Source organism: Effusibacillus consociatus (genome assembly GCF_042652925.1).
Taxonomy (GTDB): Bacteria; Bacillota; Bacilli; order Tumebacillales; family Effusibacillaceae; genus Effusibacillus; species Effusibacillus consociatus.
Genome location: NZ_JBHSHC010000154.1, coordinates 128,563 through 150,798, shown reverse-complemented (window position 1 = coordinate 150,798; position 22,236 = coordinate 128,563). Strand labels below are relative to the sequence as shown.

Annotated in this window: 28 protein-coding genes, 1 pseudogene and 1 riboswitch; of the genes and pseudogenes, 8 read left to right on the top strand and 21 right to left on the bottom strand. The window is 45.3% G+C overall.

Annotated features, from left to right (window positions below; genetic code table 11):
- Positions 1-722 precede the first annotated feature (722 nt).
- The 5 genes from ACFO8Q_RS22855 to ACFO8Q_RS22835 form a co-directional block, all read right to left on the bottom strand.
- Positions 723-995, bottom strand: coding sequence for a hypothetical protein (locus ACFO8Q_RS22855; protein ID WP_380029452.1), 273 nt, complete (start codon positions 993-995; stop codon positions 723-725).
- A 263-nt stretch (positions 996-1,258) separates the two neighbouring features.
- The gene (locus ACFO8Q_RS22850; RefSeq protein WP_380029450.1) at positions 1,259-1,567 is read right to left on the bottom strand and encodes a hypothetical protein; all 309 of its coding nucleotides are present in this window, start codon (positions 1,565-1,567) and stop codon (positions 1,259-1,261) included.
- Positions 1,568-1,675: 108 nt separating this feature from the next.
- Positions 1,676-3,055, bottom strand: coding sequence for a tetratricopeptide repeat protein (locus ACFO8Q_RS22845; RefSeq protein ID WP_380029447.1), 1,380 nt, complete (start codon positions 3,053-3,055; stop codon positions 1,676-1,678).
- 19 nt (positions 3,056-3,074) lie between these two features.
- Positions 3,075-5,336 (bottom strand): TOTE conflict system archaeo-eukaryotic primase domain-containing protein, encoded by a 2,262-nt coding sequence (locus tag ACFO8Q_RS22840; RefSeq protein ID WP_380029445.1) that lies wholly within the window; start codon positions 5,334-5,336, stop codon positions 3,075-3,077.
- A 380-nt stretch (positions 5,337-5,716) separates the two neighbouring features.
- Positions 5,717-7,417, bottom strand: coding sequence for an SWIM zinc finger family protein (locus tag ACFO8Q_RS22835; protein WP_380029443.1), 1,701 nt, complete (start codon positions 7,415-7,417; stop codon positions 5,717-5,719).
- 387 nt (positions 7,418-7,804) lie between these two features.
- Here ACFO8Q_RS22835 and ACFO8Q_RS22825 point away from each other — a divergent pair, with 387 nt between their 5' ends.
- Positions 7,805-8,200, top strand: coding sequence for a nucleotidyltransferase substrate binding protein (locus ACFO8Q_RS22825; protein ID WP_380029439.1), 396 nt, complete (start codon positions 7,805-7,807; stop codon positions 8,198-8,200).
- Complete coding sequence (locus ACFO8Q_RS22820; RefSeq protein WP_380029437.1) at positions 8,197-8,505, top strand: nucleotidyltransferase family protein; 309 nt, start codon at positions 8,197-8,199, stop codon at positions 8,503-8,505. Before ACFO8Q_RS22825 ends, ACFO8Q_RS22820 begins: the two co-directional genes overlap by 4 nt.
- Before the next feature lie 145 nt (positions 8,506-8,650).
- Here ACFO8Q_RS22820 and ACFO8Q_RS22815 read toward each other — a convergent pair whose 3' ends face one another.
- Both ACFO8Q_RS22815 and ACFO8Q_RS22810 read right to left on the bottom strand, forming a co-directional pair.
- A complete protein-coding gene (locus ACFO8Q_RS22815) occupies positions 8,651-10,384 on the bottom strand; it encodes a recombinase family protein (protein ID WP_380029435.1) in 1,734 nt (577 codons plus the stop codon).
- Between the two features lie 71 nt (positions 10,385-10,455).
- Positions 10,456-10,602, bottom strand: a complete 147-nt coding sequence (locus ACFO8Q_RS22810) for a conjugal transfer protein (RefSeq protein ID WP_380029433.1) — start codon at positions 10,600-10,602, stop codon at positions 10,456-10,458.
- Positions 10,603-11,211: 609 nt separating this feature from the next.
- Positions 11,212-11,274: riboswitch (Fluoride riboswitch) on the top strand.
- Between the two features lie 64 nt (positions 11,275-11,338).
- On the opposite strand from ACFO8Q_RS22810, the gene crcB (ACFO8Q_RS22805) reads away from it, so the two are divergent.
- The 4 genes from crcB (ACFO8Q_RS22805) to ACFO8Q_RS22790 are packed head-to-tail and all read left to right on the top strand — an operon-like array spanning position 11,339 to position 12,703.
- Positions 11,339-11,728: a fluoride efflux transporter CrcB gene (gene crcB, locus ACFO8Q_RS22805; protein WP_380029477.1), complete on the top strand. Its 390-nt coding sequence runs from the start codon at positions 11,339-11,341 to the stop codon at positions 11,726-11,728.
- 6 nt (positions 11,729-11,734) lie between these two features.
- Positions 11,735-12,094 (top strand): fluoride efflux transporter CrcB, encoded by a 360-nt coding sequence (crcB, locus tag ACFO8Q_RS22800; RefSeq protein WP_084423365.1) that lies wholly within the window; start codon positions 11,735-11,737, stop codon positions 12,092-12,094.
- 24 nt (positions 12,095-12,118) lie between these two features.
- Positions 12,119-12,484 (top strand): phosphatase PAP2 family protein, encoded by a 366-nt coding sequence (locus ACFO8Q_RS22795; protein ID WP_380029431.1) that lies wholly within the window; start codon positions 12,119-12,121, stop codon positions 12,482-12,484.
- Positions 12,485-12,493: 9 nt separating this feature from the next.
- Positions 12,494-12,703: a phosphatase PAP2 family protein gene (locus ACFO8Q_RS22790; RefSeq protein ID WP_380029427.1), complete on the top strand. Its 210-nt coding sequence runs from the start codon at positions 12,494-12,496 to the stop codon at positions 12,701-12,703.
- Positions 12,704-12,869: 166 nt separating this feature from the next.
- On the opposite strand, the gene ACFO8Q_RS22785 is transcribed toward ACFO8Q_RS22790, so the two are convergent.
- The 3 genes and pseudogenes from ACFO8Q_RS22785 to ACFO8Q_RS22775 all read right to left on the bottom strand — a co-directional run bounded on the left by ACFO8Q_RS22785 (position 12,870) and on the right by ACFO8Q_RS22775 (position 14,648).
- Positions 12,870-12,992, bottom strand: coding sequence for a hypothetical protein (locus tag ACFO8Q_RS22785; RefSeq protein ID WP_380029425.1), 123 nt, complete (start codon positions 12,990-12,992; stop codon positions 12,870-12,872).
- A gap of 89 nt (positions 12,993-13,081) precedes the next feature.
- Positions 13,082-13,468 (bottom strand): annotated as a pseudogene (locus ACFO8Q_RS22780) (transposase); the annotation flags it as partial.
- Positions 13,469-13,625: 157 nt separating this feature from the next.
- Positions 13,626-14,648 carry a YeiH family protein gene (locus tag ACFO8Q_RS22775; RefSeq protein ID WP_380029423.1) on the bottom strand — a complete coding sequence of 341 codons (1,023 nt, stop codon included), beginning with the start codon at positions 14,646-14,648 and terminating at the stop codon, positions 13,626-13,628.
- Positions 14,649-14,802: 154 nt separating this feature from the next.
- Here ACFO8Q_RS22775 and ACFO8Q_RS22770 point away from each other — a divergent pair, with 154 nt between their 5' ends.
- Positions 14,803-15,678, top strand: a complete 876-nt coding sequence (locus ACFO8Q_RS22770) for a LysR family transcriptional regulator (RefSeq protein WP_380029421.1) — start codon at positions 14,803-14,805, stop codon at positions 15,676-15,678.
- A gap of 401 nt (positions 15,679-16,079) precedes the next feature.
- Positions 16,080-16,547 (top strand): rhodanese-like domain-containing protein, encoded by a 468-nt coding sequence (locus ACFO8Q_RS22765; protein ID WP_380029419.1) that lies wholly within the window; start codon positions 16,080-16,082, stop codon positions 16,545-16,547.
- Between the two features lie 60 nt (positions 16,548-16,607).
- Here the strand turns inward: ACFO8Q_RS22765 and ACFO8Q_RS22760 are convergent, their stop codons facing one another.
- The 11 genes from ACFO8Q_RS22760 to ACFO8Q_RS22710 all read right to left on the bottom strand — a co-directional run bounded on the left by ACFO8Q_RS22760 (position 16,608) and on the right by ACFO8Q_RS22710 (position 22,205).
- A complete protein-coding gene (locus tag ACFO8Q_RS22760; protein WP_380029417.1) occupies positions 16,608-16,994 on the bottom strand; it encodes a DUF302 domain-containing protein in 387 nt (128 codons plus the stop codon).
- A gap of 17 nt (positions 16,995-17,011) precedes the next feature.
- Positions 17,012-17,584, bottom strand: a complete 573-nt coding sequence (locus tag ACFO8Q_RS22755; RefSeq protein WP_380029415.1) for a class I SAM-dependent methyltransferase — start codon at positions 17,582-17,584, stop codon at positions 17,012-17,014.
- A gap of 79 nt (positions 17,585-17,663) precedes the next feature.
- Positions 17,664-18,053 carry a rhodanese-like domain-containing protein gene (locus tag ACFO8Q_RS22750; protein WP_380029413.1) on the bottom strand — a complete coding sequence of 130 codons (390 nt, stop codon included), beginning with the start codon at positions 18,051-18,053 and terminating at the stop codon, positions 17,664-17,666.
- Between the two features lie 28 nt (positions 18,054-18,081).
- Positions 18,082-18,303 carry a rhodanese-like domain-containing protein gene (locus ACFO8Q_RS22745; protein ID WP_380029411.1) on the bottom strand — a complete coding sequence of 74 codons (222 nt, stop codon included), beginning with the start codon at positions 18,301-18,303 and terminating at the stop codon, positions 18,082-18,084.
- Positions 18,300-18,440, bottom strand: a complete 141-nt coding sequence (locus ACFO8Q_RS22740; RefSeq protein WP_380029409.1) for a hypothetical protein — start codon at positions 18,438-18,440, stop codon at positions 18,300-18,302. Before ACFO8Q_RS22740 ends, ACFO8Q_RS22745 begins: the two co-directional genes overlap by 4 nt.
- 20 nt (positions 18,441-18,460) lie before the next feature.
- On the bottom strand, positions 18,461-18,778 hold the full coding sequence (locus ACFO8Q_RS22735; protein ID WP_380029407.1) for a rhodanese-like domain-containing protein: 318 nt from the start codon (positions 18,776-18,778) through the stop codon (positions 18,461-18,463).
- 33 nt (positions 18,779-18,811) lie between these two features.
- Positions 18,812-19,078, bottom strand: a complete 267-nt coding sequence (locus tag ACFO8Q_RS22730; protein ID WP_080835020.1) for a metal-sensitive transcriptional regulator — start codon at positions 19,076-19,078, stop codon at positions 18,812-18,814.
- A gap of 69 nt (positions 19,079-19,147) precedes the next feature.
- Positions 19,148-19,624, bottom strand: a complete 477-nt coding sequence (locus tag ACFO8Q_RS22725) for a DsrE/DsrF/DrsH-like family protein (protein ID WP_380029475.1) — start codon at positions 19,622-19,624, stop codon at positions 19,148-19,150.
- A 123-nt stretch (positions 19,625-19,747) separates the two neighbouring features.
- Positions 19,748-20,539, bottom strand: coding sequence for a sulfite exporter TauE/SafE family protein (locus tag ACFO8Q_RS22720; RefSeq protein WP_380029405.1), 792 nt, complete (start codon positions 20,537-20,539; stop codon positions 19,748-19,750).
- Positions 20,540-20,840: 301 nt separating this feature from the next.
- Entirely contained in the window at positions 20,841-21,068 is a 228-nt protein-coding gene (locus tag ACFO8Q_RS22715; RefSeq protein WP_380029403.1) for a sulfurtransferase TusA family protein, read from the bottom strand.
- Between the two features lie 15 nt (positions 21,069-21,083).
- Entirely contained in the window at positions 21,084-22,205 is a 1,122-nt protein-coding gene (locus tag ACFO8Q_RS22710) for an MBL fold metallo-hydrolase (RefSeq protein ID WP_380029473.1), read from the bottom strand.
- Positions 22,206-22,236 lie beyond the last annotated feature (31 nt).

Genomic DNA, 22,236 nt, shown 5'->3' with positions numbered 1-22,236 from the left:
TTGGCTCTATTTCATTAACATGGTGGCTCTCATTCATTAACCTAGCGGCTCTGCCGCGCCGAAATATTCACGGTGAGAGGAAGTTGTTTCATACGAAATCATCCTACATCAATTTGAGAGAAATAAAAAAGAAGGTCGCGATAAGCGAGCCTTCCTCATTTGTTAATTCGCTAAGAAAGCAATTCTATTCTCAAAGCGCTTAATACCCCTTGAGATTTTGTGTCAGTTCCTTAAACTGTTCCTTGGTAACCCGATTCCCGGGGTGATCCTACGGTGTAACAATTAGTCTCGTCTCTATTATATAAGCCTAGAACGCACATCGACAATTGCATTGATATCATCAGTCCATAATCTTGTTTCTTGTCGTATCAAAAAGGGCAAATTGGTTTTTCCGTAATAGGGTAGATAAGGGTGTGACAGCCAATTCCAGCAGCAATAGGGTTTTCCGCTCGTTGAATCAGTTTTGCCCTTTTCCCGAAAAAATCATCGTAAAAAACAGTAAATGTTGATAGGACTCAAGGGAAGTATACCATATATTGGAACACTAAGTAGATGTGCACAATAAAGGGGTTATGTGAAAGGTGGTTCTCAATGTAATCGATGATCTGATTTTCCTTCGCATACCACCATTGTAAGGTGTCATACCTTTCCCTGCAAAAAACTCCTGTATACGATTCAAGCATAAATCAAATTCGTCCGTAAAAATAACAAGATAACGCAGATTATTTTCTTTTTTCACTGCGTTTCTCCTTCAGCTCGCTGGCTGAATATCGTTTCATATCAGGATGATCCAGATACCGCTGTAATGATGCTTTTAGCTCCGGGTAGTCTTCGATTTCTTCTGCTGAATCTATATCTTGAAGGTCTTCCTCGTTTGTTTCAAAGTTCTCCACTTCGACGGAAACAAGCTTCCCATTAATCACGAACAGTCCGGATTGTTTCCCTTTCAGTGCACTTAAAAGCTCTTCTTTAGTCTGATCACTTAACAATCCCATGACCACCATCACCTCATGTTCATTATATCAAAATATTGGGAAATCATCTTATGCTATGACCACCCATTGGAAAGCAGCGACAGCAGAAGCCGTGCGCCATCTTTTACCCCCACTTACAAAACCGTTCTTTCTCCAAAGAACACTCATTCTCCCTTTTTTCAACACCATTGATGATATGCACTCCACATGTCGGCGATTCCAAATCATGGAATACACCCTTCCTTTTATCTTTAGATCTGTTATAAATCCGCGAACAGTCGCTTTTAGCCTCTTTTTTCAATTAAAGCACTTAACTCGTCACACAGCGCCGGCAGCTTAGCATAAGTAGTCAATAATTCCTGCAAATAGTGATCCCCTTGCTCAGGTTTGGACAGATTATCGACATAGATACGTTGGATGTGACGGGCATAACGAGCAGCCTCTTTATAAAATTTCCGTTGTTTTAACCGAATGCAAGCCTCGACTTTGGTCCGGTAAAATTCGATCATTTCCTGCGGATATCTTTTTCTTAAAAGTTTCTCATACTTTTCCAAGTGAAAACCAGGATAACCACTATGAGCATGAGCCATCACATACTCTAAAAGACCTCCGCTCGGCCTTCCGCAAAATCAACTTCCGCTTTAGTCGAGGAAAAACGGGGTTCGCATACAATTTGAATATAAGGGGCTTACCGGCTCATGTTATTCCTCTACCGAAATGTCTGAAATAAACCGGTCAATGTCGAAGTTTTTCAGCTTCTTCGCGCAGCAAAACTTATACTTGGCACCGCTCCCGCACGGACATGGAGCGTATGGATCAGACGGTCCCAGCCGTTCTTTCAAAGCTTTCTTCAGGTCGGTCAAATCCTCCGCGAAATCGAGTCCCATAATAAAATGCAGTCCGAATCGATCACAGAGCTGGGCGATCTTCTTGCCCTTCTCCTCCGATTTGACTTTCACTACAATGGGACGTTGTTCAGAACCTAATGAAACCATCGCATTCCTCTCTGTTATTTTTTCCTGTTTAAGCCTGCCACCGGGCAGATGTTTGTCCAAAGTCCGGTCATGCGCGGGAAGTTCCATTCTCCGATTCCCCATATACATCTCGGCCAGCGGTAGAAACGACTCCTGGTCGTCCGGATAAATTTCCAGATCGACAAATGCAAGCCGGGGAACTCCATCTGAGGCGGCAGCTATTTCCTTCACCCCATTCAGAACAGTAAGCTCTTCCTCTGACGGCAAAAACGAAATGGAGCGGTTGGAACGGTCATGGATGAAGGAAAGGTTCTGCAAGCCCACAACCAGCATTTCCCGCATTTGGCCAGCTTCCAGTTTCCGATAAACACGTGCATAAACGAGCATCATACGGAAATGGTGCGCCGCCCGTTCCGGTTCACCGACCTGCAGCAGGATATCTCCAAGCGAAAAATGGGATTCCATCTGTGAAGGGTCAACGCGAATCGACTGTTCGAAAGCCACTGCAGCCAATTCGGGCCTTCCTCCTTTGTAGTACAAATTCCCGAGCCGATTCCACAGGTAACCATCATTTGGTTGTTCATGCAACCTGTCCAAAAATCGCTCCTCTCCGTCGCTGACCCAGCGGGGACTGCTTCCGTCAAACAGTCTCAATTCACCGGTTGAATAACTGGCCTGACCATCCATATTACCAGCCAGAAGTCCTCCCATTACCCCCAGTCCAAGGAAAGGGGATGCTTCTTCCCATCGACCCGCACCGTTACAGTGCTTGCAGCGAAAATAAGCCGTTGCTTGGATATAGTCCATAAAATTCATTTCGGTACTTTTTCTTGAGCGCCCACGTTTTTTGTCGTCCTCGAACCAACGCGCGGCGTTAAAAAGGACGAGTCCCAAATCATACTGCCCTTTTCGGCCGCAATGGCCGCAAATGAGATAATGTTTATTCGGCTTGTACGGAGGGCGGATTTTGCTTTTCTTGTCTGCAACCTTTCTGGCATATTCACCAGGTAACATGGTTAAGGTCGGCTTTTCCTTGACATTTGATGGTTCCTGGCCGGTAATGATGCTGATCAACCTGGGGTTGATGGCTGCGTGTGGATTTGGCATACTCTTTTCTCCTTCCTAATCAGACTTGGATTGTCATCGCTTGTTCGCTGTAACCCATCGAATGGTATCCTTTCAACCTTTTCTTGTACATTCGCATAAACATGGGAACCTGGGTATCGACATAATCGTAGATTTGAACCTCGTGCTTTCCCTCGTAAAGTCGATGAAGTCTCCCTGCGTATTGCTGGAGCGTTCCCTTCCAGGAAATCGGCGTGACCAAAAACAGCGTATCCAGGCGGGCGTCATCGAACCCTTCTCCCACAAATCGGCCGGTGGCAAGAAGCACTCGTTCCTGGTCCCCAGGAATGGAACGAATCTGTTCTTGTACCGCCTTCAACTGCTTTTTTCCCATCCCGCCTCGCAGCACGATGACATTTTTGGCAAAACCCTGCAATCTTCTTTTAAAATATTCCAGATGAGAAGTGCGGTCCGTAAGCAAAATCGGATGGTGCCCGTCTTTGCGCGTGAGTGTTGCCGTTAACCCCAGTATATATTTGGCCTTAGCCTGCTTGAACACCTGCTCAAAGCTGAAAGCGGAAATATGATGACATTCGTCGACAACGATATGTCCGTAATCGGCAATGAAGTCTTTGATTTCCCCTTTTGCGTGAATCGTCTGCAACATGGCCACATCGATTCGCCCCGTTCTTTTGTTTTTGCCTCCGCCAATCATTCCGATTTCTTTCACCGGGATATTTAGAAACTCGGACAGCCGTTCCTTCCACTGTTCCATCAGCTGCGTGCGATGCACCAAAATTAACGTATTGACTGCCCTGGCCGCAATCATCCATCCGCCAACCACCGTTTTCCCAAACGCGGTGGTCGCAGACAAAATCCCGGTATCATGCTTAAGCAGCTCATGAACGGCTTGTTTCTGTTCATCCTTTAGTTCTCCTTGAAAGGCGACATCAATTGGCGTTCCCGGATTCCGTTCATCCACAACATCCATGATAACATCCTGGCTCTGAAGCAGTTGAACGACTTCATCATAGCATCCGCGCGGCAAAGCCAGATATCGTGCGAAGTCTTCGGAACAATTGATAATACGCGGCTTGCCGAATGTAGGCAACCGCATGGATTGCGCTTTATAAAACTCCGGGTTTTGAAAAGCGGCCATGCGTATAAAATGATTGATTTGCGAAGATGACAAACCCTCTTTGCCCACATATAGCATGTTGCTGAGCACCAGTTTCAGATGAGTTGGAAGAGGTTCTTTCGGAAGAGATGGTTTCTCCTTTCTCAACGGCAAAGTCCAGGGATCGATTTCATTCTCTTCTTCTGTTGCCGATTTGGCAATACGGATGACATCGCCTTTTCGTTCAGCTTCGCGGACAATCGCTTCCACTTCCGATAACGCCATTTTTCTGAGTGAGGACAAGAATATCCATTGATCTTTGTAAGGCTCATGATGATCGTCGATAAACAGGCTGTTTCCTTCCTTGCCGGGCAGCCTTTGCAGCGGCAAAGCAATCAAATTGCCGAGTTTCTTCTCCTTCGGCAGTGTATCCTGATTGGGAAACATTCTGTCATACGAGTCCAAACCTATTTGATGCCGTTTCTCCAAAGTGAGGGTCAATAAGGTGCTGCCCAACATTCGAGCTGTTCGGGCAGGAACCTGCTCGTTAAAAAAGATCCATACATGACCTCCGTTCCCCGAGCGCGAACGTTCCAATGCTGCAGGAACATTCAAATTGCGACAAATTTCCAGAAAAGCGGCCGTATCTTTCTTCCAGCTTGCTTTATCAAAATCGATTGCAAGAAACCAGCAAGTTTCATCAAGCAAAAGCGGATAAATGCCGATTGTGACCGGTCTATTCTCTTCCTGCAAATGAGCCTTTATCACTTCGTCCGTCAAAGGCAGGTAATCACCCCAAACGATTTTTCCGTTTTCTTTTCCAAGCCGTTCCTTCTGCGGAAAATACGCCGGTTTTCCTCTCTTATCGATTCCGCGTACGGCATAAACATCTTCCCGGCCTTTAAAGTAATCGCGAAACAATACGATTTTTTCTTCAATGGGAGATTGTTTTGTTACCATACCCAAAGTTACCGGATTTTTAGAGTACTGTAATTCCTCGTGCATCAACTCTAGTGAAGTCTTATTCTCAGAACAATGCTCCAAATGCGTTTCAGAATGGATCAATTGTTTCAAGTGTTCAATTTCGGTCAATAACTTAACATTCTGTTCTTGCAACCGATTGTTTTCTGCCCGCAGACGTTCCATCTCATTAGGGTCATAAATATCCAGTTTCAATTGAGCCGATTCATCACGCCTCTTTGCCATAGTACCTCTATACACATTCGAACGAATTCTCTATGGGTTTATTATAACACTATAATTTACAGATCTCGGAACAGGCCCACGTCAGCATGATTTGCTACCTCCGTCATGGGAAGTAGCGGGTGCAGTTGCATTATACCTCATGTTTACTTGCCCCTGAACTTCTTTTTGAGCAAAACGGCCAGAATGAGTGTCAAGGGAAGATCACTTTCAAATCGGCATTCTACCTGATATAATGCAGAACCTCTTCCCATTCTGTAGAGCAAGGAGCGGAAGTTCTGATCAAACCGGTGTTGACATTGTTCGAATATGGATTGTACCAGAACCCGTAGTTGTTTAATTTCAGGTTCTAGTCCTTTCTATCTATTATAAATGGAAGTTTTTTACGATTCGGATAGAAAGCTCAACTTCATCAATTTTTCTCTGAAAGCGGGCTTCCTGGGGTATTTTGCAAGAAGCATACGTACAGATTGTTCAGCCTCCGCTTCCCCTCTCGCTCGTTGCAGCATTCGGATGATCCTGCACACATCCTGGTAATGCTTTCGCGTACTCGACCGGTTCGCCGTGTTTTCAATGTGTATTTGAAACAGCCGCTTGATTTCGTCAGGAAATCGCTCCACTAGGTACGTATAAAACTCTTCAACCGTTGCAGGATGCTTTTTTACAATTTCCAAAAGTTTTTCGCTTTCCTGCTCTTCTACCAAAATCCTTGTGTAAATCTCTTTGTGCCAACCGTCTTTTTCCAGCTTATACAGCATGGACCGATAAACAGCCGGCCATTCCGCGGACGGGTAGGTGTTTTTGATCTGATGATAATAGGAGAAATCGCCGCCAAGTACCAGTTCCTCACCAACACTGCGTTGCAGGTCCAACTGTCCGGAACGCCGATAGGCTTCATATCGAAACTGCTTCCACTGTTTCACCAGCCCGGGCAAACCTCTGGCCTGATCCAGTTCTTCCCCTTCCTGGGCTAAATTGATTGCTTCCTCGAAACTATCATTATCCAGCGCCTGCTGTATGGCAAACTTCCGAAATTCAGGAAATTGGAGATTTTGGTTCAAATACTCTTTTGCCCGTTCCCTACTCTCATTCTCTTGAATAAAGCGGTAACGCAACACGGCTATGCGCTCGGCAAAATATCTTCCGCTCCATGTCCCTTCTTCTTGTTTGGAAATCATTCGGGAAACGTATTCTTCCCATTCCCTCAATAAATCAGTGGTTTTCGCTAACCGGGAAGCGCTTTCCAACAAAGCAAGCTGCCAGTCCGACCATCCTTCAAGAAGGGAGTGTTCGGATTCCTTGAGAAGCAAGCGGAATAGTTCCTCAACCTCAGTTTGAGAAAAGCGATCACCTGACTGGGTTACCTCTTGAATGCGTTCAAGACTGTCCTCAATGATGTCTCCGATTATTCCGCCCGAATCGTCCGCCGTCTGTAGTAAACTCAGCATTTCCTCCATGATGCACAGATTCATCCGTACGGCCAGAACCCAATCTGCATTCTCCATTGCTTCATGAGCCTTTTTGGCCACGCTTTGCGCGCCTTCCACCGCACGGCCGACATTTCTCCAGATTACAAAACCATAATTGTCGGAATACGTGTTAACATAAGTCCGAATCAGATTCCTGCATTCGGCCAACTCCTCAACTCCTCCGGCTTTGGAAACATGCAGTTTGATTCGGTCCTCCACTAAATCGGAGTCGGCGGCTAAAGAAAGCGGCAAGTGAACCAAATTGTCTTTACTTTGGGCTTCCAACAGCACCTTGAGATCTTTTTCAGGGGTGGATGGAAAATCGAAGTCCTTTTGTGACCCCGACGGTATCTCTTCACGAAGCTTGAGCAATACCGCCGCTTGATGCTTGCACACTGGTCCATAATCGTATGGACAATCACATTCCAACGTTATGATTCTACCGTCTTCGTCAAGCTCCACATACACACTATACAATTCATTGCCTTCCACTACCGCCTGAAAAATCCATTCTTTCACTTTATCTAACACCATGATGTGGCCGCCTAATAAATAATCTCGCCCTCTATCCAAAATAACCGGGTCGATATAACTGGTAATTTCACTTAATTTCAAGCTTTGGCACTTCCTTCCGCCATCCTTCCTTTGTCAGCCCTAAGTCGAGAATTTATCCGCCATAGTTTTTATTTAACATCAGCATGTAATCATTCCACTAAATATTTTTCCATTAATTCCTTAGCTTTTTTCTCACCGGCTTCTGTGATGCCGACTGATTTAGAACAACGACTGTCCGTGATCACTCCTTCTTCCAGCTAATTCGTTCAGCACGCCGAAATCATATCCTTTCGAAAAAAGCAGCTATAGTGGGCGGGGGTGAATCCCATGCAACAAGATCTTGTGAAACACAACTATATTATAGCTCAAGGGGGCCAACCCGGTTAGTCAGTATTGGTTTTATGGTATAATTTTCAAAAACATACGGAAAAAAGTGAGGTATGAATGATGAGCGCCGATATAAGATGGAAACAACGCTTTCATAACTTTCAAAAAGCGTTCAAAAATTTAGAAGAGGCTCTTGCTAAAACGGAACTTTCCAAGTTAGAAAAAGCCGGAGTCATTCAGATTTACCAGTTTACCTTCGAGTTGGCATGGAAGACGACCAAAGATTATTTGGAGGAAAAAGGAGTTTCAGTAAAATTCCCTAGAGACACCATCAAGGAAGCATTTAAATATGAAATAATAGAAGATGGTGAATTATGGCTGGATATGCTGCAAAAGAGAAATCTCATGGCACACACTTACGATGAAGCCTTGGCAGAACTCGCTTACAGTCTGATCGCTGATCATTACTATGCCGCTTTGAGACAAGTCTTGTTGAAGCTGGGAGCAGAACAATGAATCAATTTGGTATATCAGAGAAATCGTTTCAGTTATTGTTGGATACTTTTATACAGTATACTCAAGTGGAAGAAGTCATCCTCTTCGGCAGCAGAGCAAAAGGCAATTATAAAAAAGGAAGCGATATTGATTTAGCAATTAAGGGAGAAGAATGTTCAGCGAGTCTGGCTCTGACATTACAATCCTATATTAATGAGGAATTGCCTATCCCTTATACGGTGGATGTAATAGACTATAATTCTTTGAATCATAAGGAATTAAAAGAACATATTGATAGAGTTGGAATAAAATTTTATAAACGATGATCCTCAATACGCCTGTCGGACTTATGGCCGCACATTAGTGGCTTACCAATTTTGCGGGAGGGAACGTGCCGGTGACAAGCACGTTTCCCGCTGCCGTCCCTGAATCCGGTCGGGCCTTAACAGCGCTTACAGCTCCCATCATTTGTCATAATGTAATAACACACAGCACTCCACATGTATTGTGCTCGGAATAGGAAGGCACTTTCCCCCTTTCACTTCGCATGGACTTTTTTTGCTTATGCATCTTGCTTTGGATGCTGTTATGAAAGCCGGTTTTGTAGACGAAGGTCAGTTTATACGGCTCGGGACTACCTTGATCGGGGTTCTCCCCAATAATCACTTTATCAACGATGCTCTCGAATACGTTCCGGTCGAATGCGGTCAGAACCTCATTCGTTTGAAGCACTTTGCGAAAATGTTCAAGCCGTTTTCCCAAATCAATTTCTTCTTGCGCGGATTGCTCCAACTGTTCCTTTTCTTCGAGCAATTTAGTAAGCGAAGTATCGAGCTCCGCATACTTCTGTTCGTAAGTAGCCCTGTCTATTTTTTCATCCAGGCACAAATCAATCAGTTTGCAACGTTTTTGCTCCAAGGCCTCAATATCGCTAATAGTTTTGTTCAGCCGCTTTTGATGATTCTGATCGCTAAACACGGACTCCATTCTTTTCATAAGCTCGTCCAGCACATCCGAATTGTTGCGGCACACTAATTTGTACGATTCGACAAAAGCACCCTCAATCAGCTTTTCCTCCAAGGCTTTACTGTGAGGGCAGTATTTCTTCCCTTTTTTCGTGGCTGTCACGCACTGCCAAATCACCTTCTCATGCGGGGTTCCGCTGTGCCAGTTCCGCCGCGAGAGGTTACTTCCGCAGAAAGCACATTCCAACTTGCTGCTGAAAGCAAATTTCCTGCTGTACTTGTCCCGCTTGCCTTTCGCGCCGCGGCGGCGATTCTCGCTCCTTCGATGCAATATATCCTGCGCCTTCTCAAACACTTCCTCGCTAACAATCGGCTCATGATGATTTTTGACATAAAACTGATCTTCCTCGCCGTAATTGTCCAGTCTTCTCTTGGAAATGGGATCGACGGTAAATGTCTTTCCTTGCAACAAGTCACCTTTGTACTTCTCATTCTTTATGATACCAAGAATGGTTGTGTCCTGCCATTCGACTCTTCCGTACTTGGTTTTATGTCCAGCCTCAGTCAGTTCTTTTGCAATAACGTAAGCGCCGATTCCCGATGTGTATCGTTCAAAAATATAGCGGACGATTTTGGCTTCTTCTTGATTAACGGTTATCGTTTTCGTATTCACATCGTAATCGTATCCCAGACAACTTTGAAAGCCCACCAGTTCGCCTCGCTTCATCTTCATCTTCAGACCTTTTTTCACGTTCGCGGAAATGTTCTCCACTTCCTGCTGCGCCACGGAGCTTAAAATGACAAGCAACAATTCGCCGTCCATGGTCAGTGTATTGATATTTTCGTCTTCAAAAAATACGGCGATGTTTTTTTCCTTCAACATTCGGACGTATTTCAACGTATCCAGCGTGTTTCTTGCAAACCTGGAGATAGACTTCGTGATGATCATATCAATTTTCCCATCCATACAATCGTTAATCATGCGTTGAAAATCCTCGCGCTTCGTTACCTGTGTCCCGGTTATAGCTTCGTCCGCATAAATATCAACCAACACCCAGTCGCTGCGTTTGCTAACGAGATCGGTATAGTAGGCGACTTGCGATTTGTAGCTGTTCAATTGCTCCTCAGTGTCGGTACTTACGCGGGCATAAGGGGCGACGCGAAGAACATCCGATAACTTTCCGGCGTTGCGATCCGATATTTTCCGACTTGCTTTAATCACTTGCACTTCAAGAGCCATGATGTTGTCCTCCATTCTTATTTACTTGCCATCAGTTTAATAAGAGATGGGCGGACCGACAAATGTGCGAATCAAGAAGTAAGGTCCGAAATGATGCCGTAATCCTGCATCGTTTTGTTCTTTATCAAATGAAATTCGCTTTCGGTAATCAAAGATAATGCCAGCAGCTGTCTTATCATAGCGATTTGCAAACTGTACCGGATGAGTTTATGGTTCATAGCTACCTCCCAATCATTCTTAAAAACAGAAAAGCAGAGATGCGCAACGAACAAAACCTTATGCGCGCATCTCTGTTTCCGCCTCTGTTTTGGTTGCTTCTCTTCCATTAACCCTATCCGGCGGACAGTGGTTGGCCGTCCTCATAGGCTTCAAACCTCTTCCAGGATCGCTGCAAGCCGCCCCCATTGCGCTGAACTGTGGCTGGACGGAAGTATCATTATCCCTCCGCATGGGTCTTCGCCTTAAATGGAACCACCATTTATGTATTGCATGGGCAAAATCGCTCGCAGTTTACCGCTTCTGATTTCAAGGCATGCAGAAATAAGAATCGGCAAACTGGTCGTGGCGCGCCTGCAATTTGGCTCTCCCTTTTAGGCCATGCGGGGAACGTACCGGATAAGATTGTATTTAGTTTTCAAGGATCAATGAAGGATGAATAATATCCCTCTAATATTCATTTCATTTTTAGGGCAAAATCGGAACTACTTGTCCAAAAACTATCCTGCGCGGCTGCCTTTTTTTGAGACAATTAAATACCTATCTGGATTTGATATATAAAATACAAATCGAGATTGACTAGAACGGCGATTTCAAATAAGATAAAAACATGTTCATAAGGCGATGGAGTTCGCCATAAACCGCCGGTAACGGCTAATGACTCCTACCAGATTTTTATTCTGGTAGGAGTTTGTGTTTTGTTCCAAAAATTGGAAAGGAGGGGTCGATTTGATTTATGTGTATCTCGGTGTCGGCGGAACGCTCGGCGCTATTAGCCGCTATACACTTGGCATTTGGATAGGAGAACGTTTTGGACAAGCATTTCCGGTTCACACGCTAACGATTAATTTATTGGGTTGTTTCTTACTTTCTCTCTTCTATACGCTGACCACGACAAGATTTTTGGTACATCCGCACTTCCGCTCTTCTTTCGGAACAGGATTTGTTGGGTCGTTCACTACGTTTTCGACCTTTAGTTATGAAAATGTAACATTGCTTCAATCAGCACATTATGGATTAGCATTGCTCTACATTGCAGCAAGCCTGCTCGGCGGTTACCTGTTCACAAGCTTAGGTATACGCCTGGGTAACTATGAGAAAGGCAGAATCCAGCAGGAAAGTGAGTAAACGTTAATGGATATTTTATGGATAGGCATTGGTGGGTTTATTGGGGCGATTAGCCGATTTGCTGTCGTGGATGCGTTTAGTCGACGATCAATATCATCGATTCCTTTCGGAACGTTGACTGTAAACCTGGCAGGCTCCTTTTTACTCGGCCTTTTGTATGGGCTGACTTTGAATTTACATCTTACCGCCCTTTTGGGAACGGGCTTCTTAGGAGCTTTCACAACTTTTTCTACATTCCAGTACGAAATTGTTCAGATCCGCCGACTATATAAATGGCGCTCTATTGTCTCTTATGTGTCTATCAGTGTGATTTCTGGAATTGCTTTCTGCGCATTAGGTTATGTACTCGGGCATTTGTGGACCTAGACGAACATCAGGAGGATTGCCGCTATGAATTATGCTGTTTTTCAATTTATTAACGATTTGTCGGGACATCTTATTTGGCTCGATTCGATTATGGTACTTGTAAGCAAATACGGTTTGGAGTTATTTGCTATATGGCTTGGATTCGTGTGGGTACTTGGCGATGATCGAAGGAGACATATTGTTGTGCAGTCGGGGTTCGCTGGGATGCTGGCTTTGTTTCTGAATTATGTGATTGCCCAGTTCTATTTTGAGTCTCGGCCGTTTGTAAGCCATTCGGTTCATTTACTGTTCCCTCACGCAGCGGATGCTTCCTTTCCAAGCGATCATACATCGGGGGCATTCACACTTGCATTAATGGTACTTATTTGTAAACGCTGGTCCGGATGGTGAGGCTACAGTATGTTGGCTTTAGCCGTTGCAACAGGGAATTCGCGAGTATATGTTGGCCATCATTATCCGGGAGATGTGATAGCGTCCATCGTAGTAGCTTTTTTTAGCAAGCCTATTGCTTCAAAGCCGTTGGAGTCGCTGTCTACTTTTATAATAAAAATGTACAAAAAATTGTTCTTTCGCCTTTTGGCAAGAAAAAAAGCTGAACTTCCAAGTTAATAAATAACGATTGTAGTAGACTCATAAGCTCATTGTATTCCAAGCTCATAATCCTTCATAAGCTGATAAAACGTTGGCTTCTTCAACTTTTATGGGATTCTGATTTTTTCAAGTTTCCAAAACAAGTTAACTTTTTTGAGACCTCTTTCAGGAGCGTTCACATTACCTAAGCAGCAAGCCCCTTGCGGGTTGTTAACCTCACATCCACAGCGACCTGCCTGAACATGAGCTTTAATTTGGTCAGTTTCCTCATTTCGTGGATCAAATAAAATTCCCCATTTCGAATCATGTTGTGTCTCTCCCTCACGGGGAGATTTTGCGTCGAAGGTGGGGAATTTTCAACCGATTCTATTGAGGATTTTACCGCCGTTGTTCACATCCCTCTTCACGACATTGCATGACGAGGTCGTAAAACAGCTTTTCGGCAAGGCTTTTCTTGACGATTTGAGCAAATACGCGACTAAACGTTGCAATGGATGGAACGGGTCGATCAATGGGAAACCCACATTGGTAACGAAAGCGTAAATCACTTGTGAGTCTCAGATGAAGAGCAGTAAATTGCGAAATTCCTTCGAAAGGAGCCACCAACAAAGACCGTAAAATCGCTTCGCGGCTGTGTCCCGTTGCACCTTGGGGCGTAATGCTTCTCAATTCTTTGGCGTACGGGCGTAAGTCCAAAACCGAAAAAAATAAGGGCAGACGTTCTTTCGATTCAAGTTTTTGCAGTTCCTCAAAGGAAAAAAGTGATGGCTGGAGAATATACAAGTGACTTTACCTTCCTCGAAAAGTTTTCGTGTGTGGTTGCTTGAAAACTTCTACTTCTTGGGGTGAAGTCCTTTTTTATGCTTTTCAAGCGCTTGATACGAAAGGGCTCAGAAATCTGCAAAAGGCTCATTTAAGAAACCACCTGATTTACAATTAATTACATTGTGAAGTATGTGATAACAGATAACAAAACAGATGTAATAGCCATCGCTAGAAGTGGTCTTAACGCTTTCGTTCTAAGGTCTTTTAGACTAACATTTAAACCTAATCCAATCATAGCCATAGTTAGGATAAAGGAAGTGAAGAAAGAGATGCTATTCATGACACTAGTTGGGACGGTAATCAAATGACCAAGGACATAACTTCCAAATAAGCTCATGATAATAAAACCTATGAGAAACCATGGAAATTCAATTTTAGCATCAGAATCTGATTCAACTTTATTTTTTCGTTTCATCCAGTACATAAGAATAAAACTAAGTGGAACGAGTAAGAATACACGACCTAGTTTCGCTAACAAAGCAATAGCAAGTGCATCTGGACCAGCAGGCGCTCCTGCTAAGGCAACATGAGCAATTTCGTGTAGACCTACACCTGACCAAACACCGTATTGAAGGTCTGTCAAAGGGAGAAACGGACGTAAGATAGTGTATGTTATGGCGAAAATGGTACCAACTAAAGCAATTATACCTGCCCCAATAGCAGTATCTTCATCCTTTGCTTTCAAAATGGGTGAAACGGCTGCAATTGCAGCAGCGCCACACACCCCTGTTCCAATTCCTAATAACAAGGATAAGGAAGAATTCGCTTTGAATAGTTTTGCAAGCAACATTGTAAGAAGGATTGAAAAAACGATGGTTCCAACATCTCTTGCAAGCAAACCTAACCCTTGATGAAAAACAACATCAATGTTTAGTTTTAACCCAAAAAGGATAATAGCAAGCCTTAACAACCTTTTGGCAGAGAATTGGATTCCAGTACGGAATTTCTCAGGATATCCCCAAATTTGTCGATAAACTACTGCAATGATGATTGCACAGGCGAGCTGACCAACATGATCTAACCCGGGTATTTTTGATAATCCAAAACCAACTGATGCAATAATAAAGGTAAATCCAACACCACCGAACCAAAGTCCTCTCGAGGATGATTTTTTATGTTTTGCTAATGATGTATTCATTTTAACAACTCCTATATTTGCTTCCTTGTATTAAGAGTATATTTGTTTTGATAATAAGTAAAATAGATTATAATTATAGCTATAATATAAAATTACTTATCATGGAAGTTTAAAATTTTTAGACCCCATTTTATTCTAAGGAGGAAGACTCATAATGGATCAATCTTTACTTGTATTTACTACAGTTGCAGAACAAAAGAACTTTACTCGAGCAGCTGAACTTCTCCATATGACACAACCAGCAGTCAGCAATTATATACAAACGTTAGAAAAAAACATGGGGATAAAATTGTTAGAGAGGACAAACAAATATGTTCGACTTAGCAAGGCTGGAGAAATAGTATTTCATCACGCCAAGGACATCTTAGGTCTCTATACTCGAATGGAAAGACTCATTGATGATTTAAAACATACTGCAAGTGGTCCTCTTTCTATTGGTGCAAGTTATACTTTCGGGGAATACATTCTTCCTCATAAAATTGCCAGTTTGCTTAAATCCTATCCATTATTAAATCCAATCATTACTATAAAAAATTCTAATGAAATTATAGATTTAATAAAGAAACACGAGGTAGATGTTGGGATAATCGAAGGAGAGGCTAATAATGAAAATATAAAGGTTATACCATTTGCTCTTGACGAGTTATCAATTACAGTCCCTTCAAATCACCATTTAGCAGAACAAAAGGAAATAGACCCCTTGTCATTAAACCTAGAGACTTGGTTAGTTCGTGAAGAAGGTTCTGGAACGAGAGAAATGCAAGAAAAGGGGTTTAAACAATTGGGGTTTTCTCCGAAGAAGTATATGACATTTGGGAGTACGCAAGTTATTAAGGAATCTATTGAAGCTGGTCTAGGAATTTCTATACTCTCACACGCGTCAATAAAAAACGAACTAGAACTTGGTAAAGTGAAGTTACTTGATATAAATGGGTTTCCAATCTCACGAAATTTTTCACTTATAACTCCAAGAGTTGAATTTTATACAAAAGCAATCGAGATATTTATTGAATCCTTAGTTATAGAATGAAATCCAGTCAATTGTGAAGGACGAGGTGAAAAGCAAGCCCTATCAACGTGGAACAAGTTCATCCAATGTCAGATAAAATAAATACCAATCCCCCACCTATCGTTGTTAAAATCGGGTTATTAATCTTGGGAGTGATCTTAGCGTTGTAAATCCGCATTTTCCTGACGCTACCTCTAAAGGATCGCAAGGCACCAGCATCCTGAAGATCTTCGGCCTCATAGCGGCAGGCACAGGGAACAATGAACGAATTTTTAAAATGAAAGGCGTCCCTTTCCAAACCGCCGTCGTTACATCCGAACTCGCATGCCTGTTATTATCCCGGAGCTTCGTCCATCACACTCAAGCTGTTATTCAATGCTGAAGGAAAGATTCTCGGAACACAGGCTTACGGCAGAGAGGGCGTGGATAAGCGGATTGACGTGATCGCGACCGTCATGCGCCTGAAGGGCTCGGTGTACGACTTGACCGAACTGGAATTGTCCTATGCGCCGCCCTATTCCTCCACGAAAGATCCCGTCAACATGCTGGGATACATGGCCGAGAACGCACTGAGCGGCTTGTCTCCTATCGCAAGCCTGGAGGACGTTCATTTGCGTGACACAGAAGCAACGGTTCTCCTGGACGTGAGGTCACAGAAAGAATTCAATGCCGGACATATTCCCGGAGCAATCCATATTCGCGTAGATGAGCTCAGAGGCCGGCTGAACGAATTGAATTCCGCCAAGCCGCTCATGGTCTATTGTCAAGTTGGGTATCGCGGCAACGTGGCCACTCGAATCTTAAGACAGCATGGGTTTGATGCCGCTAACCTGACTGGCGGCTATAAATCCTTCGAGATCGCCTCCTTCCGCTCATCGGCATCGGAGTAAATAGTGAGGCTGATGCAGAAAAAACCCTGCATGACAGAGTTCTTTCTGCATATTGCCGTATTATTTGCTTTTATCTACGCAAGCAATGAGTCGTTTCTCGATATCCGTTGCAATCGCCATGAGGTTGTCATTTTCCACGAGGCCGATCAGGGCCGTAGGTTTCGGAAGGCCGATCCGGGTTTTCCCCTTCTCCTCATAAACCGCGATCTTGCAAGGAAGGAAATAACCGACTAAGGAATTTTCAGATAACACGCGTTTGGCTTCGACGGGATTGCAGACCTCCAGGATATGAAAGGTTTGTTCGAAATCCACACCCTTCTCCTGAAGTTTAGCCTTCATATCCAAATGCCATAGCACGCCAAACTTTTCTTCCTTTAGGGCTTCGGTCAATTTCTCAATGGCTTGTTCCGGAGTTTTCCCCGTTTCAACCGTGTAATGGAATGTCATTTTAATGTCCTTCCTTGTCATGCTTTCAGAGCAATCACGGCATATTGGGCATCTGTCGGCCTTATGACCTCAATAATCGAAAATCCATGCCGCTCCATGGATTGTTTCAATGCATCCGCGCTGATGCGATGATGGAGAGGCGGCCCTTGGGGCGTCTCTTTCTTCTCCCATTCAAGACATAGACAAATACCGCCGGATTTCAGGACGCGGTACATTTCTGCAACGGCCTGATCGACGGTTTCTGCTTCATGGAGCACGAGGGATGCGAGCACCCGATCCACAGATTCCTTTTCCAGCGGAATGTTCTCCAATTGTCCTTGCAGGGTCTGAATATGGTTCAGTTCACGTTCTTCAGCCTTGCTGCGGATGATATCCAGCATTCGCGGTTCGATATCGAGTGCGTATACGGTACCGCTCGTTCGCTCCGCCGCCGGAAGCGTAAAATATCCGGTGCCGGCCCCCAAGTCCAGAAGTGAAAGCGAATCACGTAAATTGAGTTTATCAAGTAGCGGCTCCGGAGGATTGGCTGCTTTGCGTTCAGGACTCTCCAACTTCGCCATATGTTCCGGATTGAACCTTCGATCATACATAGGATCTCTCCTCCTTAGCAGTTCCATCAGTACTCATCGATTTAAGCTTACCCATACGATAAAGGGTTAACCCTCCCGTTTATCGCTTCGACACCGGGCCTGTCCAAGCGCTGATACCACCGCGTAAGTGAGCCAGCCGGGTAAAACCGTTCTTCATCAGAATCCGCGCGGCACTTTTGCTTCTCATGCCGCTTCGGCAATAGAGCAGCAGATCCCGATCCTTGGGGATTTCGCAAAGTCGGCGATTCAACTGGGACAATGGGATATTCTTCGCCCCTTGAATATGTCCTCCCTTGAACTCTCCGGGTTCGCGTACGTCGATAAGAACCGTTTGCTTGGACCCCTCAAGCTCTTGTTTGAAATTTGCCGCACTAAGCGTCTTTAGCCCCTTCGTCGGACCGAATCGGAAATAAAAAAATGCGAGTACCAGAACGACGAGAATGATATTCACCCAAAGGTCGCTGTTCAACTGAAAAGTCCTCCTTTCGCCTTGGCTTTTATGCGCACCGGTTGCCTTCTCCGGTATATAGCTTTCGGAAGCCGCGTCGTCTGAGGATTCGCGCGGCGGATCTTCGCTCATAATCGCGATCCGCGATGATGAGAACGGAATCCTCCGGCGACAACGCCTTCTTCCAAAGCACCGGAAGACGGCCTAAAGATATGTTAATGGAGCCATTCACGTAGCTTGCTTCATAGTCCATGGCATCGCGAACGTTCAACAGTTCATTTCAGAATTCCGGTCGATGGCTTCTTTCCATGTTTGGGAATCCACCCAATTTAGCCCTTTAGCCGGCCAAATTCGGCAGAGTCCCCAAGTAGCCAGAACAAGAACGACCAGAGCAAACACGATCGCCACGTTCCTCCTCCTTTATTCGTTTATTCGCGGACCAACTCATCCGTCCAGTTATTGAGACCGCCTGTCATGTTTACGACGTTGTATCCCTGTTCGCTAAGCAGTTCGCATGCAAGACCGCTACGGTTGCCGCTTCTGCAAATGACGATGGTTTCGCGCTTGGGGTCCAGTTCATTGCGACGTTCGCCCAGTTGACCGAGGGGAATATGTTTGGCTCCGGCCACGTGGCCTTCCGCCCATTCCGCCGGTTCGCGTACATCCAGCAACATCAGAGGTTCCCCTGATTTCAGACGGGCTGCAACTTCTTGCGGAGTAATTTGCTTGGGAATCTTGAATGCCATGTTTTTCTCTCCTTCAGATTGTTATTTGTTGCGTTAGCGGCTTTTAACCAGAAGCTCTACAGCTTCCTTGACCATCTTTCCCGTATCGTTACCGGCAGCCTGTTCCGCCAGGATGCATTGCTGCAAATTTTCCGCAACGATCTGAGCGATTGCCTTGTCCGATGCGTTGCGAACGGCGGACAACTGTGCCACAACTTCTTTGCAGGACTTTCCTTCCTCCATCAAACGCAGCACCCCGCGGACTTGTCCTTCGATTCTGCGCAGCCGGGTTTTGATTTCGTCCGTGTATTCGTAGTTCATGTTCAACATCTCCTTATACGTGTATGGGTATAGTATAAAGAAAAAAATAGTAAGATCATACACGCTTGTTCAAATGAATAAGTTTACTTTTCCGTTCGCGGCGTCACCCAGATATGCGGCTACTCCTGCATACTCCAGACCATCGATCAATTCTTCCTGTTTCAGACCGAGCAAGTCCATAGTCATCGTACAAGCGACTAACTTCACGCCTTGTTCTTGAGCCAGTTCAATCAGCTCGGGCAACGACAATGCTTTGTGCTTTTTCATCACATATTTGATCATCTGGGGTCCCAGGCCGCCGAAGTTCATTTTCGCCAAGCCCAACTTCTTCGCGCCGCGCGGCATCATCCATCCGAAAGCTTTTTCAAGCAAGCCTTTGTTCGTTTTGATCGGTTCGTCGCGGCGAAGCGCGTTTAATCCCCAGAACGTGAAGAAGATCGTCACTTCGTGATCATACGCCGCAGCTCCGTTCGCAATGATGAATGCCGCAATGGCTTTATCCAAATCGCCGCTAAAGAGCACGATTGTCGTTTTATTTTTTGCCATTTCCAACGTCACATACCTTCTCTCTCATGAATTTTACTTATACCCCTATAGGTATAATAAAGATCAATAAAAAAGATTGCAACCCTTTTGCCGCGGCAAATACTTGCAGATACGATTTATCATTCACAAAATCGACGACCACACTTTAATGGCCGTGAGTACGATCAGGACGACCAAACCATATCGAAGCACCTTCACGTTGATTTTCGAACTGACCATCGTGCCGATCGGTGCTCCGATCAAACTGCCGGTGACGGTATATACCGTCGCCAACAGAGGGATATCGCCGCCCATGATTTTCCCGATGACGCCTCCGATGGCCGAAATGAAAACGATCGCGAGCGAGGACGCAATCGTTGTGCGCGTGGGAATTTTGAGAACGGTGAGCATAATGGGAATTAAGATAAACGCGCCGCCGGCCCCCACTATTCCGGAAACGATGCCTACTACAAATGCCGCAGTAATGGCGATGATTTTGTTGAAACGGAGGTCGTCCGTTTCCTGTTGGTTCCCCCGGTTGGGAATGAGCATCAACACGACGGCCAGTACCGCAAGGATGCCGTAAATCAGGTTGATGACATCCCCGTTCAATATACCCGAAACAAAGCCGCCGACCAGGCTGCCGGCAAGAATGCTGCTCCCCATGTAAAGGACCAACTGTTTATTAACGACGCCCGTTCCTCCCTTTTTGCTTTTTTTCCGGAACGCGATAACACCCGCAAGTGAAGCGAAAAAGACTTGGAACATGCTGATGGAGGAAACTTCGTGGGCGGTAAAGTGTGCCGCACCGAAAAGGGATGGAATATACAGTAGGAGGGGATAATTAATAATCGCGCCGCCAATACCGAGCAACCCCGAAAAGAAAGAGCCGAGCAGACCGATGAGCACCATGATAATGAGCAGTAAGAAATCCATGACACCCTCCTGTCGAAAAGTTATCTTTTAAGGCGTGACATCAAGGTGAATACAGGTTATAATTAAATCCAAGTAAAATCATCAGAAAAAAAGGTGATCCGCTTGCTTCAACAATTAAAAAGCCTTTTCGAAGATAAATGCCCGTTGTGCAATCAGAAGCTGCAAGCGAAAAACGACATGGCATGCACCACAAAAACTTGCCCCCGAGGCCATTATACCGAAGAAAGTTATTGTTCCCTCGGCGTCACCATCGTATATGACGAGTTAAAATAAGCGGGCCCTTCCGGGTCCCGCTTATTTTTTAGGATTTGCGAACGTAAAATTTATAAACGCCATCTTCTTCGACATGCTGAATGAGTTCGTGTTTTGTTTGTTTGACCCACGCCTGAAAATCATTCACGGAGCCTTTGTCCGTAGACAGAACCTCCATGACTTGACCCGTCTGTAGGCCATCCAACGCTTTCTTCGCCTTGACGATCGGCATCGGGCACGCCATACCTTTCGTATCCACCGTGATATCTGTATTCATATTCATGTTCCTCCTTTATTTATCATGCACCGCGCAGCGGTTCGGACCGATTTCCATCTCGCTCTGCTCGTTTTCGTTCGGTGTAATCTTACCCATGTTCGTTTGGCGAATCTCCTGATAGGCGTTCGGTTGAGGAGGCAAATTCACGGTTACCGTCCGCCGGAACGTCTCCTCGTCCTGAATGTTCAAGCCCGGATTGTCGCGGTACAGATCCGACAAACGGGCCATGACGCGGCCGCCTTCTCCCAGCTCCGTCACTTTGCCGAAATGGGCCGGCAGTACGATCAAATCCTGAGCCAAGCCTTTGTAACGGTTATACAAGGTGTTGCGAAGATCGCCAACCCAGTCCTCTGCTTTGCCAGCCAAGTCCGGGCGGCCGATCGATTCGATGAACAGGATATCGCCCGTAAGCAGATATTCATCATCTACGATAAACGACGTGCTGCCGATGGTGTGACCCGGCGAGTAAATGGGTTGAATTTTGATCTTCGTATTGCCAACCGTGATGTCACGGCCTTCTTCCAGTTTCTCATATGGGAACGTTACTTCTGTCGCGTCCTTGGGCGGCAGCCAGTACGTTGCGCCTGTTTGCTCCGCCAATTTGCGCCCGCCGGAAATGTGGTCCGCGTGCAAGTGCGTGTCCAGCGTGTGTTTAATGGTTGCTCCCTGTTCCTTGGCGAAGCGTTCGAATACATCCGTCATCCGGAGCGTATCGACCACAGCCGCTTCACCGCTGGAAATCACCATGTAGGAGAGGCAACCTTTACCGATCCGCACGAATTGGTACAGGGAGCCGCCGTCTTTCAAATCCCCGATTTTTACCGGCTCCAGATGCTCGCTCCAAGATTTCATGCCGCCTTCCAGATAAGACACGTTCGTTCTTCCAGCCTCGACCAGTTGTTCCGCCACGAATTTGGACGAGCCTTCCTTGGCGCATACCACCAGCAAGCGTTTGTCGCTTGGGATTTGTTCTAACGCTTGATCCACGCTGTCAAGCAAATCGAAATACGGAATGTTGATGACCTCGACGCTTTCCCCTTCGATTTTCCAATCGTCAAAATCGCTTTGGTTGCGCACATCAAGAATAAAGAACCCTTCTTTGTTCAGGACGATTTTCGTCAGTTCTCCCGCTGTCATCGGGCGGAGTCTGCTTGCAGTAGTCAATGTT